We start from the raw sequence: 17,098 nt of genomic DNA on the forward strand, positions 1-17,098 counted from the left end.
GCGCGGCAGATGAGCAGTTCAACCCGATGCGATGCAGGGGCGCTGATGGCGTTTGCGCTTCAGGGTGCGGTGCTGGGGAGCCGAAGATGTGTTTCTTTGCGCTGGAAAATCTGCGATGTGAAAGCGGCTATCGCGGCAGGTTCGCAAGCTTTGAACCGGCGTCACGACGCAGCCGGGTATTGCACCGTCTGGCCCTGCCACACGCCTTGTCGTCGGCGCGCAATCACCAGGCAGTCACCCGTACCGGCAGCGCTCACGACCCGTTGCCCTTGCGGCGACCAGAATGCGCTGCGTCCGGCGCAGGCCCACCCCCCGGATGGGCCACCATGATTGGCCATCAAGACCCCCAGGGAATGTTCCCTGGCATAGCCCGTCAGTAACGCACTGTCGCGTGGGTAGCCGTTGTCGCTGATCAGCACGCTGGCGGCGTACACGCTGGCGCCGGCCTGCGCTGCGGCTTGCGCGTGGCTGGCATGGCTAAAGTCGGCGCAGACTGCCAGCGCAATCTGCTCGGAGCCGATACTCAACAACGGCCCACCCTGCCCCGCGCTGAACACTGCGTCTTCGCCCGGATGAAGATGCTGCTTGGTATAGACGGTCTGTGAGCCATCGGCGGCGAAAACCAGTGCCCCGATGAAAATCTCCTGCTGATCGGTTTGGCGCAGCGGCAGGCCGACCACGGTCGTCATCCCTGACTGCCTCGCCAGCTCGCGCAACGGCTGCAAACGCTCGGAGTCAGCGCTTAGCGCGAGATCACGTGCGAGCGACGGCTCGTATCCGGTCAAGGACAACTCCGGGAACAACAAGAACGCGACACTGTGTTGGGCGGCAAGGCGCATGAGCTGGGCATGGCGATCAATGTTGGCGTTCAGGTCGCCTGCTACCGAGCAATACTGAGCAGCGCAGATATCGAGATTTGGCATAGGGATTCATGTCGCAAAGGTGTGACAGTAAATCATGATTTGGCGCGGGCCTTTGGGCTGTAGGCCAACAGACAGGCTCCATGACAGCCCGCATGCGTTGCTTTGTAGATTTCATGGTCGAGCGCTTCGGCAAGGCAGCTGCGCCTGTCCATACGTTCGAGTGTTCCGGCACTGTTCACACGCCCAAATGGCGGTAGTTTGCGCGCCACGACAAGCCATCGCACACCGTTTGTCTCCACCTTAGAACTCTTGATTACACCGTCGGCTCCACCCTTTACAGCCTGCAGATTCCCTGCAGCGCGAGATGGCGTCCCTGGTCGCAATTCGATAGGGCTTGCGTCTCTGTTGAGCAAAGGATGGTGAGCGAAATGACCACACCCAATGAAGGCTTTGGCGGCGCGGAGCAGCGCACGCCGCCGCCGGGCGACGCCCTGCACCACTTGCAGGATGATGCCAGGGCGCTGTTTGACTCTGCCCGCGAACAAGGCGCCGAGCACCTTGAAAGTTATCGGGAGAGCGCAGCCGATCAGATTGAAAACCTTGCGCGCAGCGCAACGTCGGCCGCCGAGCAACTGCAGGATCAGGACACGCTGGGACTGTCCCACTACATCACCGATGTCGCCGACAGCCTGGGAACATTCGCAGGCAGCCTGCGCGGCAAGAGCGCCGATGAGTTGCTGCAGCAAGTCGGGCGCCTCGCGCGGGACAACCCGGCGTTGTTTGTGACGGGCAGCATTGCCCTGGGTTTCGGCTTGTCGCGGTTCTTGCGCGCAAGCGCTCCGGATCTGACCAGCGCCGGCGCCACCGACGCCACCGACGCCAGCAGGCGCGCGCCGAGCGAGGATGAGTTCGACCCCAGAATTGCCGCGGACGAAGAACTGGCGATACGGCCCGAACATGAAGGTGACGTTGTGCATGGCACGCCCGGGCAGTCTTCAACTCCCCAGTCACCGGGTTTCTCAGGCGCAACAACCGCGGACGCTAACCCTGGCGCAGGCATCCGCCCCTCGGGAGCGGAGATGGGAAGTTTCGGCAGTGCTGACGCCCAACCCTCATCGCGACCCGAAGCCCCGGCTGTCACGCCCGATAACCCGCCAGCCAAAGGAGCATTCTGATGGCCATTAATCCTGATGTTCCCCCTCGCCCTGGCAGCGAAAGCGATCCGTCACTGCTGAGCCTGGTTCGCCAGCTTGCCCATGAAGTGCCGGCGTTGCTCAGCGAAGAGCTGGCCCTGGCCAAGGCAGAAATAAGATCGTCCATCGAAACTGCCAAGGCCGCCACCGCTGCGGTCGCCGGGGGCGTCGTGGTGATGCTTGCAGGCCTGGTGATCCTGCTGATGGCTGCGGTCTACGCGCTAATGCTGGTCGTGCCGGCCTGGGCCGCCGCCCTGATCGTCGGCGCCGTTGCGATACTGGTCGGCTTTCTGATGGTGCAAGGCGGCAAGAAACAGCTTGAACCGGCGCACCTGGCGCCCGAGCGCACGATGCAGTCCCTTGGCAAGGACAAAGACGCCATTCAGAGGAAAGTATCATGAGTACCGACAGCAGTTTTGCCACCCAAGAAGACTTCGAACGCGATGCCATTGCCGGCGTGGATACAAGCAAGGATCCCGAAACCCTGGAGCGGGACATCGATGCGCGCCGGGCCAACATCGAGCACATCGTCGACGCACTGGAAAACCAGTTTTCCCCAGGGCAGCTGTTCGATCAGGCGCTGGCGTTCAGCAAATCCAACGGCGGCGAATTTTTCAATAACCTGGGCACCTCCATCAAAAACAATCCCGTACCGGTACTGCTGGCGACGGTGGGCGTGACCTGGCTGATGCTGGGGCAAAATCAACGGCCGCGCAGTAATGGCCCGTCGATGTTTGATCGTGTTGGCGAGAAGATCAGCGACGCGGCAGCGTCCATGGGGGATTCGCTGAGCAGCGCCAGGGAGCAAGTGCGCCAATCCGCGCATCAGGTCACTGACAAGGCGAGTCATCTGGCCGAAGCAGCGGCAGACCGGATGAGCGATATCAAGGGTCGGGCCAGCGCTCACGCGTCAACTGCGGGCGAGAAGATGAAGTCGACGTCTGATGACGCTCAGGATGCTCTATTGCGTCAGGGTCGCAATCTGCAGGGCAGTTTTCAGTATTTGCTGGAAGAGCAACCTCTGGCGCTTGCCGCGATTGGTATCGCCCTGGGCGCGGCAATTGGCGCGGCGCTGCCGGCAACCGAGCGCGAGAACAAGATTCTGGGGCAAACCAGCGACAAGTTGGCTACCAAGGCCAAGGCAACCATGACCGATACCTGGGAAGCGGTTTCGGATGCCGGTAAGGACATGGTGGATGACCTCAAGCATTCGACACCTTCCGGTGCTCGCCCTGAGCATCAGCCCAAGCCCGACGCGCCTTGATCTGCTGCGATATACCAAGGGGCCGTGGTTGGCAGCCCCTTGGTAGCCTAAAACCGCAATGGCCGGTCATATATCGCTGATGCTGTTGCCCTACTGGCACGTATCTTTTCAGGCACGGCACTGAACGACAAATAAACGACGTCATTAAAAACAAATACTGGCTAGTTGACTGCGCACCTGCTGGAGCACGCGACATCGATAATGGCATCAGGCCCGAGGAGTACACATTTCATCCAAGAATATCAAGTTAGTTGGATCAACTTCCCACGCCAACCATCCGAACGCATGGATAATAGATAGTTAATTATAATCGAGCATTTAAAGTGCCGAGAAAATGCCGCCTGACATTATCGATTAAAGCGCTCAATTTTTGACTCCCCGTAAAATCAACATGTTATGGCATTCGCCGCGCCGCTTATCAAAAAATGGACAGATCTTCCGGGAAATTATTTGACAGGAACAACGCTGGCGTCGATATATAGGAACGCAGACAATTTGTTGACCTCCCGCACGACTATCAGGCCGAGCATGTTCCGCCGTCCAATGCCTGCGAATACCGATACGCCATTACTGGCACAGTGCAGCTTTATTGCTCAACAAAAAGACCAGTGGCTGCGCTAATCCCGTTTTCCAGCAACCCGAGTAATTGCCATGACTGCCAGCCCGCCAACCACCGTCAACGAGCAACCGCAACGTCCGCTCTTGAGTATTGTTTGCCCGACTTACAATCATCAGGAATTCCTCGCTCAAACCCTTAATGGGTTTCTTTCGCAACAAACCAGTTTTGCCTTTGAGATTCTGGTCAACGACGACGCATCTACCGACGGCACTGCAGACATTCTCGCCACTTATGTAGAGCGTTATCCGGATATCATCCGCCCGTTCTATCATCAAGTGAATCAGTATCAACAAGGCAAGACCTGCACGCCAGGGCTGTTCAAAGAGGCGCGCGGGCGTTATATCGCGTTTTGCGAAGGCGACGACTACTGGACTGACCGCAACAAGTTGCAGATCCAGGTGGACTTCCTCGAAAACCATCCCGATTACGTGATGACTTACCATGACGCCATGGCATTTGATATCAACGGTGACCGGGGTATTCAGTTGCAGGGTAAATTGCGCCGCGATGCCAGCGCCGTCGAACTGCAAAAAGGCCGACCCATCTCTACGCTTACCGTCTGTTTTCGCAATGTTTTCCATGAGTTGCCCGCTGAATTGCTGCACGCCCCGCTCGGCGACATGTGCTGGTGGTCCTTGCTCGGCGCTCATGGCAAAGGCAAGTTTCTCCAGGAGATCAAGCCTGCCGCATACCGGGTGCACCCCGGCGGCGTCTTTTCCATGCGCTCGAGCAAACGCAAATTGCACATGAGTCTGCAGACCTGCTCAGCACTGGCTAATTACTATTATCGCGTGGGTAACCAGCCGCTGTACGAGTACTTCCTGATTCAGGTGTTCGGCTTTTCACTGTCGGCCATTTCACCCTTACACAAGCTTCAGGCGCTGCTCATGGTCGCCCGAAACGTCAGCATCAATCTGTTCAAACGATTGCTGCCATCCGCCGCTAAAGGTCATGTTCAGTGACCCAGCATTCAATCAGGGCGCGTGTCGGCAACGGCCGATGCGGCATTGAACAAGACCATAATAAAAAAATGACATGGAGCGATCGGTAATGGACAAGAAAATTGCGATGATGCAGCCGTACCTGTTTCCCTACCTGGGCTATTTCCAGCTGATTGCCGCAGCCGATATATTCGTCCTCAGTGATGACTTGCAATACATCAGGGGTGGCTGGGTAAACCGCAACAGGATTCTTGATAACAACGAAGCGAGGATGATCACCTTTCCCCTTAAACGCGATCGCTCGGATCTTGCAATCAATCAACGGCATCTGTGCGACAACTTCGCGGACGAAGCCGGTCGCCTGATAAACGTGCTGACCCATAATTACTCCAGGGCCCCATGCTTTGCCCAAGTCATGCCACTGCTTGACCGGCTGATTCGTTTCCCGCAGCACAACCTGGCGCTTTATATTGAACAATCGGTCAGAGAAATATGCGCTTATCTACATATTGATACGCCCATTCATCGGGCTTGCGACCTGAAGATGCAAGAGCCTCTGGATAAACAGGACCGTGTCATCCAGACCGCAAAAATGTTTGAGGCGACGCTCTATATCAACCCTATCGGCGGTACAGCACTGTATGACCCGCACTACTTCGAGCAGCATGATCTGGCGCTAAGGTTCCTTAAAATGGACGACATTGCTTACCGCCAATACCGCAGACCTTTCGTGAGTCATCTGTCCATTATTGATGTGCTGATGTTCAACGATGTCGACAAGATGCAAGTACTGCTCTCATCCTGTTCGCTACAAACCCACGACACCGTTGTCGAATCGCTGCTCGAGGTCGCTGCATCTTAGTGCACGATTGAAGCGATTCGTCGAGCGGGAAACCATTCTGGGCACTTTTCGGCTCGACTATCGGCTAAGTGATTGTCGGGCAGGCTGCGGGTCACCGTAAGTTCTTGAAAGCGAGACCCAGCGGTCGCCGCGAGCTGACAATCGGCCCAGACCAGAACTGCGCACCACGTCGTTGCAATCCTTTGCCTCAAGCATGAGATCGAAAGTGATCGGCACGATTAATAGGAAAATCTGTTGAGATAAGCACTGTTGTTTCGTGTCTGGGTACCCGCTTGAGGTGCGGGTTGCTCAACCCCTGCCCGCTGCCGGGATCCTTGCACTTACAAAGAATCCCGGTAGGCGGCTGGATCAATAACGGGGTTTGACGGCCTTCCAGTCAGCCTTGTACTTCTGCATCTGCTTCACGTCGTCTCGCGAGCGGATGCCGCAGGTCAGGTATTGATCATTGAGCTTGCCCAGTTGGTCGTAGTCCAGCTCAAGGCCCAGCCCCGGCTCGCGGGTGATCTTCACGCAGCCGTCGACAATCGGCAGCTTGCCGCCCTTGATCACTTCCTCGTCCGGTTCCTGCCACGGATAGTGAGTGTCGCAGGCGTAATCCAGGTTCTGCACCGAGGCAGCCACGTGGGTCATGGCCATCAGGCTGATGCCCAGATGCGAGTTGGAATGCATCGAGACGCCCAGCCCGAAGGTTTCACACATCTTCGCCAACGCCTGGGTATCACGCAGCCCGCCCCAGTAGTGGTGGTCGGCCAGGACGATCTGCACGCTGTCGAGTGCCACGCTGCGGCGAAACTCGTCGAAATCGGTGACCACCATGTTGGTGGCCAGCGGCAGACCGGTGCGCTTGTGCAGTTCGGACATACCCTCAAGGCCCGGCGTTGGATCCTCGTAATACTGCAGGTCATCACCGAGCAGTTCTGCCATGCGGATTGAGGTTTGCAGCGACCAGTTGCCGTTGGGATCGATACGCAGCGGGTAGCCGGGGAATGCCTTTTTCAGTGCCTTGATGCATGACACCTCGTGTTCCGGGTCCAGCGCGCCGGCCTTGAGCTTGATGCTTTTGAAACCATAGGCCTGGATCATGCGCCGCGCCTGCGCGACGATCTGCTCTTCGCTCAGGGCCTCGCCCCAGCTGTCCGGGGCGTAGGGCGAGTCAGCGTGCCGGGCATATTTGAAGAACAGATAGGCACTGAAAGGCACCTGATCGCGGACCGCGCCGCCCAGCAGATCAACCAGCGGCAGGTTCATAGAGCGTGCCTGCAGGTCGAGAAACGCCACCTCAAAGGCTGAATAAGCGTTGCTCAGCGCCTTGCTGGCGTGAGAACCGGGCGCCAGCTCGGCGCCGGAAATGCTCGCCGGTTTGTTGGCCGCCATAGTCGCTTTGACCACCGCGCGCAGCTGATTGAGGTTGAACGGGTCCATGCCGATCAATTGGCTCTGCAGCTGTTGCTGGATCGCCAATGCGGGAGCATCGCCGTAGCTCTCGCCCAGACCGATGTAACCGTTGTCGCTTTCGATCTCGATGATCGAACGCAGTGCGAAAGGCTCGTGAATGCCGCTGGCATTAAGCAAAGGCGGGTCACGGAAGGCAATCGGGGTGACGGTGACACGTGTGATTTTCACAATACTTCTCCCGGTCAATCAGGGGTTGAGGCTTTAACTGAGCTTATTTGGCGACGCGCAGTGGCATGGTTTCGTCAATTGGCGGGCGGCGCGGTGTTTTCCCGGTCTTGCCCGGTGGCTCGCTGCCAGGGGTGGTGCGAGCGAAGAAGACCACGACTGCCGCTACCAGAGAGGTCAACGCCAGACCGTACAGGCCGCCCTGAATCGACCCGGTGCTCTGCTCCAGGAAACCGAATGCGGTGGGGGCAACGAAGCCGCCAAGGTTGCCGATGGAGTTGATCAAGGCGATCACCGCCGCCGCAATGCGCGCATCCAGGTAGCCCTGGGGAATCGGCCAGAACAGCGCTGAAGCGGCCTTGAAGCCAATGGCGGCGAAACAGATGGCGACGAAAGCGAAGACCGGCCCGCCGACGGTCGACATGAACATGCCGCAGGCGGCGATCACCAATGTCACTGCCACCCACGCCTGCTGATGCTTGAATCGTGCGGCCAGCGCGGCGAAGCCATACATCGCTACAATCGAGATGATCCAGGGCACCGAGTTGAACAAACCGACTTCGAAGTCGCTGAGGCTGGCCATCTTTTTGATCATGCTCGGCAGCCAGAATGTCGCACCGTAAATAGTCAGCGCCACCGAGAAGTAGATAAAGCAGAAGACAATGATCTGCCGGTCGGCCAGCAACTTGAAGATCGATGGCTTGACCGCCTGCGTCGCTTCACGGATGCGCTGTTCTTCTTCGATGGCCAGGACCAGAGCTTGCTGCTCTTCACTGCTGAGCCATTTGGCCTCGCGCGGATGGGATTGCAGCCAGAACCATACAAAGCCGCACAACACAATGGACGCGAAGCCCTCGATCAGAAACATCCATTGCCAGCCATGCAGGCTCAGACCGCTGACACCCAGCAGTGCACCCGACACCGGCCCGGAGATCACCGAGGCGATGGCCGAGCCGCTGAGAAAGATCGCCATGGCCTTGCCACGCTCGCTCGAAGGCAGCCATTGCGTGAAGTAATAAATGATCCCGGGAAAGAACCCGGCCTCCGCCGCGCCGAGGATGAAGCGCAACACATAAAAGCTGGTTTCGCCACGTACAAAGGCCATGGCCATCGCCGCCAGGCCCCAGGTGAGCATGATGCGTGTCAGCCACGCACGGGCACCGAAACGCTGGAGAAGCATGTTGGAGGGCACTTCGAACAGCGCGTAGCCGACGAAGAACAGCCCGGCGCCCAGGCCATAGGCAGCGGCACCGATGCCCAGGTCGGTCTCCATGTGGCTGCGCACGAAGCCGATGTTCACCCGGTCGATGTAATTGACGATGAACATGATGACGAACAGCGGCAATACGTGCCGTTTCACCTTGGTTGCGGCGCGGGCAAGCACCGTGGGATCCACAGCGCTGGGGTCACTACGAGCAGGGACGATATTCAAGGGCGACTCCCGGTCATTGTTTTTTTGGGGATGAGTCGATGATGGACGCTGCTATTGTTCCCGTCTAATCTAGATTGACTGTCGATTGATACCCGGATTATATCAATGTTTGAATTGGCTCAATTGCGCTGCTTCACCACCGTGGCCACGGAACTGAATTTTCGCCGCGCCGCCGAACGCCTGAACATGACCCAACCGCCGCTCAGCCGGCAGATTCAGTTGCTTGAACACCATCTGGGCGTTGACCTGTTCACGCGCAGCACCCGCAGCGTCAAGCTGACCGCTGCCGGTCGGGCGTTCTTCATCGAAGCGCAGACCTTGCTCGAGCGCGCCCAGCAGGCTGCCATTGCCGCCCGGCGTTTTGCCGAGGGGGACATTGGCTCGGTAACCATCAGTTTCGTCGGCAGCGCGGTGTACGAATTCCTGCCCAGGGTCATCGCCGAGGCACGTCTGCATCAGCCCCACGTGAAAATTTCCCTGACCGAGATGAACACCTATTCGCAGCACGAGGCGTTGCGTGCTCGACGTATTGATCTTGGTATCGTGCGTGCACCACTGCTGCAGCCCGGTTACGAGACCGAATGCCTGGTCCGGGAGCCTTTCGTGCTGGCGCTGCCCAGCGCTCATCCACTGGCCAGCGCGAGTGCGGTGCACGTGCGCGATCTGGATGCGCAGCCGTTTCTGATGTATTCACATTCCGCCTATCCGCCGTTCAACGAACTGCTGACGGGCATGTTTCGTTCGGCGCAAGTAGCGCCGGAGTACGTGCAATGGCTGGGGTCTTCGCTGACCATTCTGGCGTTGGTCAATGCGGGGATGGGCCTGGCGCTGGTGCCACGCTGCGCGGCCAACGTGGTGTTCAAGAATGTGGTCTTTCGCGACATCGATCTGGGCGAAGGCGTGCAAAGCGAGCTGCACCTGATCTGGCGCTCGGACAACGACAACCCGGCATGCCTGATGCTGTTGAAGGCAATCCGAGAGGCCGTGGAGGCCGGCATACGGTAAAGCACTGCATCTGGCCGTCTGCGGTAGACCCGCCGACGACCAGGACCGCCACTCTCACGGCGCTGTGCAGCCTGGACAAAAGACGCGCCTGCGCGCGGTTCGCCGGCGCCCGCACCGTCAGCCTAGGGGTTGTGCACCACCACAGTTTCATCGAGCAACACGAACAGTTCGCCCAGATCCTTGCGACTGCGCGCCGGTGCCGAACCGAACACCACAGCGGCATATCGCAGGTGCTTGCCATTGACCGTACGCTCGACGATCGCGCAGTCGTGGCTGAAGCTGTCGTCACCAAAGCCGATCTTCGACGACAGCGCATCCTGAGTGCGCCCGACCGCATTGAGCGCCGCTCGGGCATAGCTGCCTATGCCGCCCATCGTCTGGTCTGCCAGGGTGCGCATTTCACTGCACGCAGGCGCATCGACCAGCGTGTCCATGGCCATCGCTGACATCAGCCGACCCAGCTGCAGGGTGTTGGCCACAAAGTTGCTCTTCTGGCGCCCCTGCGCGGTGGCCCAGCGCGGGGTGAGCGCGACACCGGCGGCGTTGGCTGCCTTCTCGGCGGCACTTTTGACCCAATCATGCCCCTGATAGTCGCCCGACACCCAGAGCCCCTTGCCGCTGGCCGCATCGAAGAAGCCGCTGTTGGCAAACAGCCCATTGATGTAGAAATAGCCCAGCGCAAGCACGCACCGGCTGGCAGCGGTGTTGTTCGACCAGCGCATCATCAGGCGCATCCAGTCATGAAACTTGCCCGGCGGCACGCCGAACTCACCGGCACTGTCGAGATTGGCGTTGGTCAGCGCGGGCGAGGCAACGGCAAACTCGATCTTGCCCGCCGCCGACAGGGTAAACAGCGTGTCGAGTTGCGGGATCGTCACATCCTGGGTGTTACCAAAGCTGGTGAGCGAGCGGGTGGGAAACAGGGCGATGAGCTTGGGCGTCCAGGCTCGCCTGATCATGCCGAACAGGTCGGCCTGGGTGCTGACGCCATTGGTGCGCGCCGCATCGGCCATGGCCTGCACCCGGGCCTTCAGGGCAAAGGCTGCGTACATCACCGTGACCTTCATCAGACTGCCGACGTAGACCATCTCTTGCTCGTTGAGGCTGGCAAACGCCGCCGAGGCAGGCGCGCCAGTCACGTCAGCCACCGCTGCGCACAGATGGTTGGCGGTACTGGTCGTCACCGGCACGAACGCCGCCGTCATGGTGGCATTTGCGCTATCCAGGTTGACTGTCGCAGCGCCAGGGAACGGATCAATCGCGTCGGCCCAGGCCGGCACCGGCGAGACCGGGCTGCTGCCCTCCCCGCCGCCACCTGCGGCATCGGCAAAGTGAACGATCTGGATGAACAGGTCGCCGGGGTTATCCGTGACCATCTGCTCATAAGCCGAGAGGAAGGTGCTGAAAGGTTCCGACAGCTCTGTACCCGTGGCCGGATCGATGAACACGAAACTGGTACCGCTGCCGTCCGCGCTGCCGGTTCCGGTGATCCGCGTCACGACTCGGGCGTGCGGGGAGAATTGGCCCGTGGCAGTGGACGAATCGGTGGTGATCCACAGCGGCCCGTAGGTGTTCACCCAGTCGATGTATTGCTGCAGCGGATAGCTCGCCGGGGCCTCGCCTGTCATGCCCAAGGCACCGATGAAGGCTTCTTTCTCGGACGAGAGTAACCCTTGCTGGTTCTGGAATTTTGTCAGGTACTGCGCGCCGGCCTTTTGCAGCACTTGTTCGACGGTCATCGGGTGGCCTTCTTTCCAGCTGACCATCATCGTCGCGACGGTCGCCCAGCAGGCCATGCTGTTTTCCTGCTTCAACTTCGGCACCGTGCCGGCGAACTTGGCGATGACCTGTTCGCCACCTGCGGCAGACACTTCCACCGACTCGGCGACCCCGGCAGGATCGGTCTTTTGCGCCTTGACCGTCTTGCCCTGATCAATCGCCTTGACGGCAGCCGTGGACAGACTGGACTTGTCGGCGTTGGCCCGGTCGAGCGCGGTTTTCTCCTTCTCGCCGCCGTCGATCTGGCTCTGGATGTGTTCCTTGACCAGCGTGCCGTATTCCTCTTGCGTGATCGCGCCGTCCTGCCGCGCGCTTTTCAGGGTATCCATGATCTTGTCGGAATTGGCGGTGTTGTGCGCCTGCATGGACATCTTTTGCGCCATCTCGGCGAAGGCCTTGGCGTTGTCCTGATTGGAAAGATACGTGCGCATCGCGTTCTGTTGATTGGCATCGAGGCCGGTGACATTGGCGAAGATACCGGCTTTGCCGAGCAAGGCATCAAGCGATGCCAGCCCCACACCAGGTTCCGGGTTCGCCGGTGCATTCTGGATGCTGATCAGCGGCGCGGTGAACTCTTTGAACGCCGCTTTCCAGTCGGTGATGGTGGGGGTCGGTGGCGTCAGTGGGGCGATCTGCCCCGGCTCGTCGGCGGTGAACTGGGTCCAGTCCTGAGACGTGTTGTCCTTGACCTTTTCACAGGCATCGCAAGCACCCTGCACCGCTTCCAGGAAGACGCCGCGCGAAGGCACGCTGATGCGGAACGGCGCAGGCGGTGTCAGCGGCCGGTAATGATCGAACAGCGAGACTTCGGCAGACTCCCCTTGCTCATCGTGCTCGACAATGTACGCCTGGCTGACTCTGTAGCCCGCCGCCACGGGGAATACCAGCGAGTTGCCGGTGACACAGATCAGTTCGTTCTTCACCACCGACGCCAGGCTGCGAAACACCAGCGGCATACCGTTGCCGTCGTAGATCTGGATCGAGAAACCATCGAGCAGCATATAGCGTCGGTTCGGGTCCAGGCCGGTCCACAAGCGGTTGTTGTAGTGCTCAAGGTTACTGTTGAGGTGTTCGGTCAGCTTGTTGACGATGAAGACGTCTTCCTTGCGCGGGTTGCGCTGTTCATCGGAGTTCATCGGCGTGGCCTGGGTGACACCGTCAAACAGGTCATTGCCCAGATACCCGCTGAAGATGCGGCCGTTGTAATGCGGCGTTGCGTACGTGACGTCAAGGCTTTCCACCGTCAGCGTCAGATCGTTGCCCAGGGTGGTCTGGCTGGCGGCCGAGATGCTGCTGCCAAAGCTGTACTTGAGTTCGAGTTGATTGATCACCGCACGGGTGGAAGTGCTTCTGGCCTGGAAGTTATAGCGCAGCAGCTGGTCTTTGGCGGAGTAGCGGTTCAGGGCCGTGATGTCGAGTGAGCTGAAGGGTTTGATCACCAGGGTAGACTGGCTGATCAGGCGGGTGACCAGCTGCGGCGCGATGTCGCTGTAAAAGATCCGGTCCCAGTCGGCGATGACATTGTTGGCAAACTTGTTGAGCAACTCCAGGGTTTGTATCCCCAGAATATTGGCGTAAGCGTCCCACAGCTTCTTGTCATCCTCCATGCCCTGAAAAAAACTGATGGGCGTCAGCACATTGTTGACCAGGATTTTCTGATCCTCAAAGGAATGAACGCGGATGCACTGAGCGGGGGAAACGGACTCGTAGTTTTCATCCAGGGTCATGAACAGATCGAAGATTTTCCCCGGCGTAAGCACATCATGGGATTCGGTTTGATAGCTGACCGAAGGCCCGCCGCCGAACAACAGCGACAGCCCACCGGTGGCGGCGGCAATGGCGCTGGACTTGATGTTGTCACGAATGGTGCCCTCAACATCCACGCCGCCCTGAGTGGTGACGGTCTTGCGGATGATCGGCAGCGAAAGAATCCGGTCGAAGCGGGTTTTCGGGCGTGGCAGCGCGGCACGCACGCTGAAGCTGCCTTTGACTTCAGTGATGGCATCGTCGCAATACCGCGCGGCCGGGAAGTCTACATGGGTGTAGTTGGTTCTGATCCGCTCGTTGGCATCGAAGCCTCTGAGCAAGGGATGGACTCTCAGTCTGCTGAAGGGCTGCAACCAGGTGTTGGATGGAACCGGCAACAGCGCGACCGCCAGTACATCTGACCACTTGCGGATGTTCTCCATAGTGAAGTTGGTCATCAGCAGCGGAACGAAGATGCACTCTTCCACATCGACCAATTCCTGGAACACCGCAAAGTGGCGCAGCACCTCGAAATACATCATGGTCAGCGAGTGACAGTGGTTATGGTTGGCGACCACTTCGGTGGTGGCACTGTACTGCTGCCCTTCCTGGACAGTGGTCACCACCGAGGCATTGAGCTGGCGATAACTGTCGGCGTTCTGCATGATCGCCTGGCGCAGTTTCTCGGCGAAGAACTGCGAGGTGTTGCGGCTGCCGTTTTGTGATGCGCTACTGCTGGAGCTGGCAGTGCCGCCGGCCACGCCTAGCGCGCCCGATACAACGCCGATGTTGGCCGCCACTCCCAAACCCGCGCTGACGCCGCTGGTGGTGGCTGAACTCTGCCCCTGCAGGGCCTCACCCAGAAACCCGCCCAACTGATCGGCGATTTCCCGTTCGGACACAATGTCCGCCGCCAGGCGCTCATCCTGGGAGACATTCTGCGACTCCGCGGCCTGCAACGAGTGGCTGGAGTCGAATACTGCGATCTGTTTCTTCTGCCCCGGTGCGAGCGGCAGGGAGTACAGCAGGTTGCCCAGCGAATAGCCGTCAGCCTTGAAGATCGACTTGTAGTGCAAGATGTGGCCAGTGGCAACACTGACCGCTTGATAGAACGACAGGTAGTCAAAATCGGCCGGCGTATCTTGCCAGCGAATCGGATTGTCCAGGTTGACCGGCTTGCGGATCACTTGCTGTGTTCCGCCTTCCAGCTCGAACGCCGCCACCTCCTCGCCCTGCAAGGTGGTCAGGGTCGTTTTTGTCAGGGTGTAATTGGCTACATCCGGATCGGAGGTGCGCACAATGGCGGTGTAGTTGTATTCGCTGAGCGTGCGGTTGGGCGTGGATAAATTGATGCACGCACCGCCGATGTCCTGCATGTATTCGTCGGAGTTGATCAGATCTTCCTGAGTGGGCAGGCGACCCACCTTCGAGCCCGAGCAGTCACAGTCCTCTTTGTTCTGTGCCGACGGCTCGTCACACACCGGATCAGTCACCAGCAGATAAAGAAAGTCGTCGGCAATGGTTTCATCAGCTGCGCTCGGGTCAACCGGAATATCGGCTGGGCTGTCCGGTGTCAGTGAGATGAGCGCCTGCGCCGCTACATAAGCGCCATAGGGATACGCCATGGAAAAGTTGCCGTTGCTGTCGGCCGTCGCCTGACCCACCACGCGCCAGAGGTCTTGCGCCGCAGCCTTGGCCTGGATCAGTACGGTCGCATCCTTGAACGGGCAGACCTTGGTCAAGCCGACCAACTTGCCACGCAGCCGCTTGCCCTCGGCCGGAAGATCGGCGGGGTCAGTGACCAGCACCGCTGGGCTGTACGCTGCCACTTCAACTTGCAGATCCTTGAGCTGAGGGTCGTCGGCGGCGAATTGTCTGCGCCACAGTTCGGCACCATCAAATCCGCGCACACGCACCGCGATTGAGCCGTTAACGCTGTTTTGCAGCACCTTGTTTTGATCGGTGAGTGAAAAGGCGATGCGGTTGTCGGCCGGCGACTCAGGGTTCTGCAGCCAGTCATAGGCGATTGAGTGAAAGGAAGTATTGCCTGCGGCATCGAGCGTGCCGTATTGCGCGTCGATGGCGTAGAAATACAGATCTGGCTTGCTGATCGCGCTGCCGTCAGCGGTTGTAACGTGCAAGTGACCGGCAATGTCGATCCAGACCAGCGCATCCACCACGATGTCGAAATCGAACAGGGCAAAGAAGTAGCGCTTCAGAAATCCGGCGAAGTCGTCGACGTTCTCCAGATGCAAGCGATTGACGATGCCAGACAGACGATCGTTGATGACGGTTTCGGGGCCGGGCGGTCCCTTGGGTGACAGGTCGTTTACCTCGATCAATGTTTTCAGAAACTGCAGCAGACTGGTCGTGGCGCTGTGCCCGGTGATTTGTGCGAACTGTGGGAGCGCTTCGTCGTAACGTTGCTGGTTGACCAGGAAAATGCTGTCTGGCGCCAGGCCATCGCGTTGCCCGTCGGCGTTTGTCCCTTTAATCAGGTACAGCGCCGAAAGAGGCTTGCTATAGGGTATGTCCAGCTGGTTGAGATTGAGCTGCAGGTAAATGGGAAAGGCGAGCTGATGCACAGCCGTCTCGCCCTGCTTCATCACGGCGTCAGTGAATCGTTGAAAGCTCGACAGCTGGGCATCGATGCCTGTCAGCCCTGTGGACGCAACACTGACTTCGTAGCTGCTGTCCTTGAGATGGATGCTTTGTTGCTGCCTCGACGTTCCGGTTTGCAGCCGCTGGATACCTTGTCGCCCCGCACCGGGCGAATAACTGAAAATCGGCAGCTGAAATATCATCGCCAGCGGCCCGGACGGGACAGCATCCGGATCGCCTTCGTACTTGAAAGACCGCTGCACGAGCAACATGCGAGACTCCTCTGGTTTTTTTCTTATCGGTGCCGAGGAACTCCCGACGACCAATTACCAGAAGAGAGGGGGCGGAGTATAGGAGAGGCCCGGCACATCGCAATGATGTCGCCGGCGTGCCCCTGGTTTATCCGGACTGACTTGATGCCCGCCGTTATCAGAAAACCAACCGGCAGCCCTTTCTTGCCGTCTTCACAAGGCAGATCTAGGCTCAGCGAGGGCGATATGAGAGGAAATGCAGCCATGAAACAGAGGAATTGGGCGTATCTACCGCTGATCGCATTGATCTGCGGCTGTACGTCGTCCGGAGGAACGGTCATCAAACCTGTGGCATCTACTGCCACGGCGCTGAATGATGAACAGATCCGCAGCACCTTGATCGGCCATAAACTGAATAACATCGGTACAACCGGGCGTCCTTATTCATTGAGTTTCAACGCCGATGGCACCGAGATCTTCCAGATGTCCGGGAACCCTCCAGAAACTGAGCACTGGGTCGTCAAAGACGGGGTCATTTGTTTTTCGTCGGTCAAAATCCCCCACGAATGCTACCGACTGAAAAAGGACCAGGACGACTACTGGCTGGTGAATCCCGATACTGGAGCCGTCCACTACCACTACACCCTGAGTCCTCAATGACTGATGAGCGTGCTCCCTCAGTAGAGATGCTGCCCATCGAGCCTTCCTTTAAAGCGGCAGGTGATAGCGGTTGCTGGGGAGACACCGGTTCGACGCTCCTTGGAACGGCCTGGCGAGCTGCGGATCTCTGATTAGAGCCGAACGCTTCCCGAACCGGACCACAGGTGACTTTTTCGCGCGCAAAAACAAAACCCCATCTGCGTGAGCAGATGGGGTTTCGGAATTTAATCTTGACGATGACCTACTCTCACATGGGGAAACC

11 protein-coding genes are annotated in these 17,098 nt (G+C 58.8%); 7 read left to right on the forward strand and 4 right to left on the reverse strand.

Annotated elements, in window-relative coordinates:
- Positions 1 to 161 precede the first annotated feature (161 nt).
- Positions 162 to 923: a carbon-nitrogen hydrolase family protein gene (locus ACI2KS_RS20105; RefSeq protein WP_404622746.1), complete on the reverse strand. Its 762-nt coding sequence runs from the start codon at positions 921 to 923 to the stop codon at positions 162 to 164.
- Between the two features lie 368 nt (positions 924 to 1,291).
- Between ACI2KS_RS20105 and ACI2KS_RS20110 the strand changes: the two genes are divergently transcribed.
- From ACI2KS_RS20110 to ACI2KS_RS20130, 5 genes are all read left to right on the forward strand, one after another.
- On the forward strand, positions 1,292 to 2,038 hold the full coding sequence (locus tag ACI2KS_RS20110) for a hypothetical protein (RefSeq protein WP_404622747.1): 747 nt from the start codon (positions 1,292 to 1,294) through the stop codon (positions 2,036 to 2,038).
- Entirely contained in the window at positions 2,038 to 2,457 is a 420-nt protein-coding gene (locus ACI2KS_RS20115; RefSeq protein ID WP_404622748.1) for a phage holin family protein, read from the forward strand. The genes ACI2KS_RS20110 and ACI2KS_RS20115 overlap by 1 nt, the downstream gene beginning before the upstream one ends.
- Positions 2,454 to 3,320: a DUF3618 domain-containing protein gene (locus ACI2KS_RS20120; RefSeq protein WP_404622749.1), complete on the forward strand. Its 867-nt coding sequence runs from the start codon at positions 2,454 to 2,456 to the stop codon at positions 3,318 to 3,320. The genes ACI2KS_RS20115 and ACI2KS_RS20120 overlap by 4 nt, the downstream gene beginning before the upstream one ends.
- A 651-nt stretch (positions 3,321 to 3,971) precedes the next feature.
- Positions 3,972 to 4,901, forward strand: coding sequence for a glycosyltransferase family 2 protein (locus tag ACI2KS_RS20125; protein ID WP_404622750.1), 930 nt, complete (start codon positions 3,972 to 3,974; stop codon positions 4,899 to 4,901).
- Positions 4,902 to 4,989: 88 nt separating this feature from the next.
- Positions 4,990 to 5,742 carry a WbqC family protein gene (locus ACI2KS_RS20130; protein ID WP_404622751.1) on the forward strand — a complete coding sequence of 251 codons (753 nt, stop codon included), beginning with the start codon at positions 4,990 to 4,992 and terminating at the stop codon, positions 5,740 to 5,742.
- Positions 5,743 to 6,090: 348 nt separating this feature from the next.
- Here the strand turns inward: ACI2KS_RS20130 and ACI2KS_RS20135 are convergent, their stop codons facing one another.
- Together ACI2KS_RS20135 and ACI2KS_RS20140 are read right to left on the reverse strand one after the other, a co-directional pair.
- Positions 6,091 to 7,365 (reverse strand): glucarate dehydratase family protein, encoded by a 1,275-nt coding sequence (locus ACI2KS_RS20135; RefSeq protein ID WP_404622752.1) that lies wholly within the window; start codon positions 7,363 to 7,365, stop codon positions 6,091 to 6,093.
- Between the two features lie 43 nt (positions 7,366 to 7,408).
- Entirely contained in the window at positions 7,409 to 8,746 is a 1,338-nt protein-coding gene (locus tag ACI2KS_RS20140; protein ID WP_404622761.1) for an MFS transporter, read from the reverse strand.
- Positions 8,747 to 8,899: 153 nt separating this feature from the next.
- Here ACI2KS_RS20140 and ACI2KS_RS20145 point away from each other — a divergent pair, with 153 nt between their 5' ends.
- Positions 8,900 to 9,799, forward strand: a complete 900-nt coding sequence (locus ACI2KS_RS20145; protein ID WP_404622753.1) for a LysR substrate-binding domain-containing protein — start codon at positions 8,900 to 8,902, stop codon at positions 9,797 to 9,799.
- Positions 9,800 to 9,921: 122 nt separating this feature from the next.
- Here ACI2KS_RS20145 and ACI2KS_RS20150 read toward each other — a convergent pair whose 3' ends face one another.
- The gene (locus tag ACI2KS_RS20150) at positions 9,922 to 16,197 is read right to left on the reverse strand and encodes a papain-like cysteine protease family protein (RefSeq protein WP_404622754.1); all 6,276 of its coding nucleotides are present in this window, start codon (positions 16,195 to 16,197) and stop codon (positions 9,922 to 9,924) included.
- A 243-nt stretch (positions 16,198 to 16,440) separates the two neighbouring features.
- Between ACI2KS_RS20150 and ACI2KS_RS20155 the strand changes: the two genes are divergently transcribed.
- Positions 16,441 to 16,836, forward strand: a complete 396-nt coding sequence (locus ACI2KS_RS20155; protein ID WP_404622755.1) for a hypothetical protein — start codon at positions 16,441 to 16,443, stop codon at positions 16,834 to 16,836.
- Positions 16,837 to 17,098: the final 262 nt, after the last annotated feature.

This window comes from Pseudomonas sp. NPDC087358, assembly GCF_044900785.1.
Classification (GTDB): domain Bacteria; phylum Pseudomonadota; class Gammaproteobacteria; order Pseudomonadales; family Pseudomonadaceae; genus Aquipseudomonas.

Excerpts from the sequence above, each read along its gene's own strand:
- ACI2KS_RS20150 (WP_404622754.1), bottom strand. The coding sequence starts at position 16,197 with ATGTTGCTCGTGCAGCGGTCTTTCAAGTACGAAGGCGATCCGGATGCT.
- ACI2KS_RS20110 (WP_404622747.1), top strand. The coding sequence starts at position 1,292 with ATGACCACACCCAATGAAGGCTTTGGCGGCGCGGAGCAGCGCACGCCG.
- ACI2KS_RS20130 (WP_404622751.1), top strand. The coding sequence starts at position 4,990 with ATGGACAAGAAAATTGCGATGATGCAGCCGTACCTGTTTCCCTACCTG.
- ACI2KS_RS20105 (WP_404622746.1), bottom strand. The coding sequence starts at position 923 with ATGCCAAATCTCGATATCTGCGCTGCTCAGTATTGCTCGGTAGCAGGC.
- ACI2KS_RS20115 (WP_404622748.1), top strand. The coding sequence starts at position 2,038 with ATGGCCATTAATCCTGATGTTCCCCCTCGCCCTGGCAGCGAAAGCGAT.
- ACI2KS_RS20125 (WP_404622750.1), top strand. The coding sequence starts at position 3,972 with ATGACTGCCAGCCCGCCAACCACCGTCAACGAGCAACCGCAACGTCCG.
- ACI2KS_RS20120 (WP_404622749.1), top strand. The coding sequence starts at position 2,454 with ATGAGTACCGACAGCAGTTTTGCCACCCAAGAAGACTTCGAACGCGAT.
- ACI2KS_RS20155 (WP_404622755.1), top strand. The coding sequence starts at position 16,441 with ATGAAACAGAGGAATTGGGCGTATCTACCGCTGATCGCATTGATCTGC.
- ACI2KS_RS20145 (WP_404622753.1), top strand. The coding sequence starts at position 8,900 with ATGTTTGAATTGGCTCAATTGCGCTGCTTCACCACCGTGGCCACGGAA.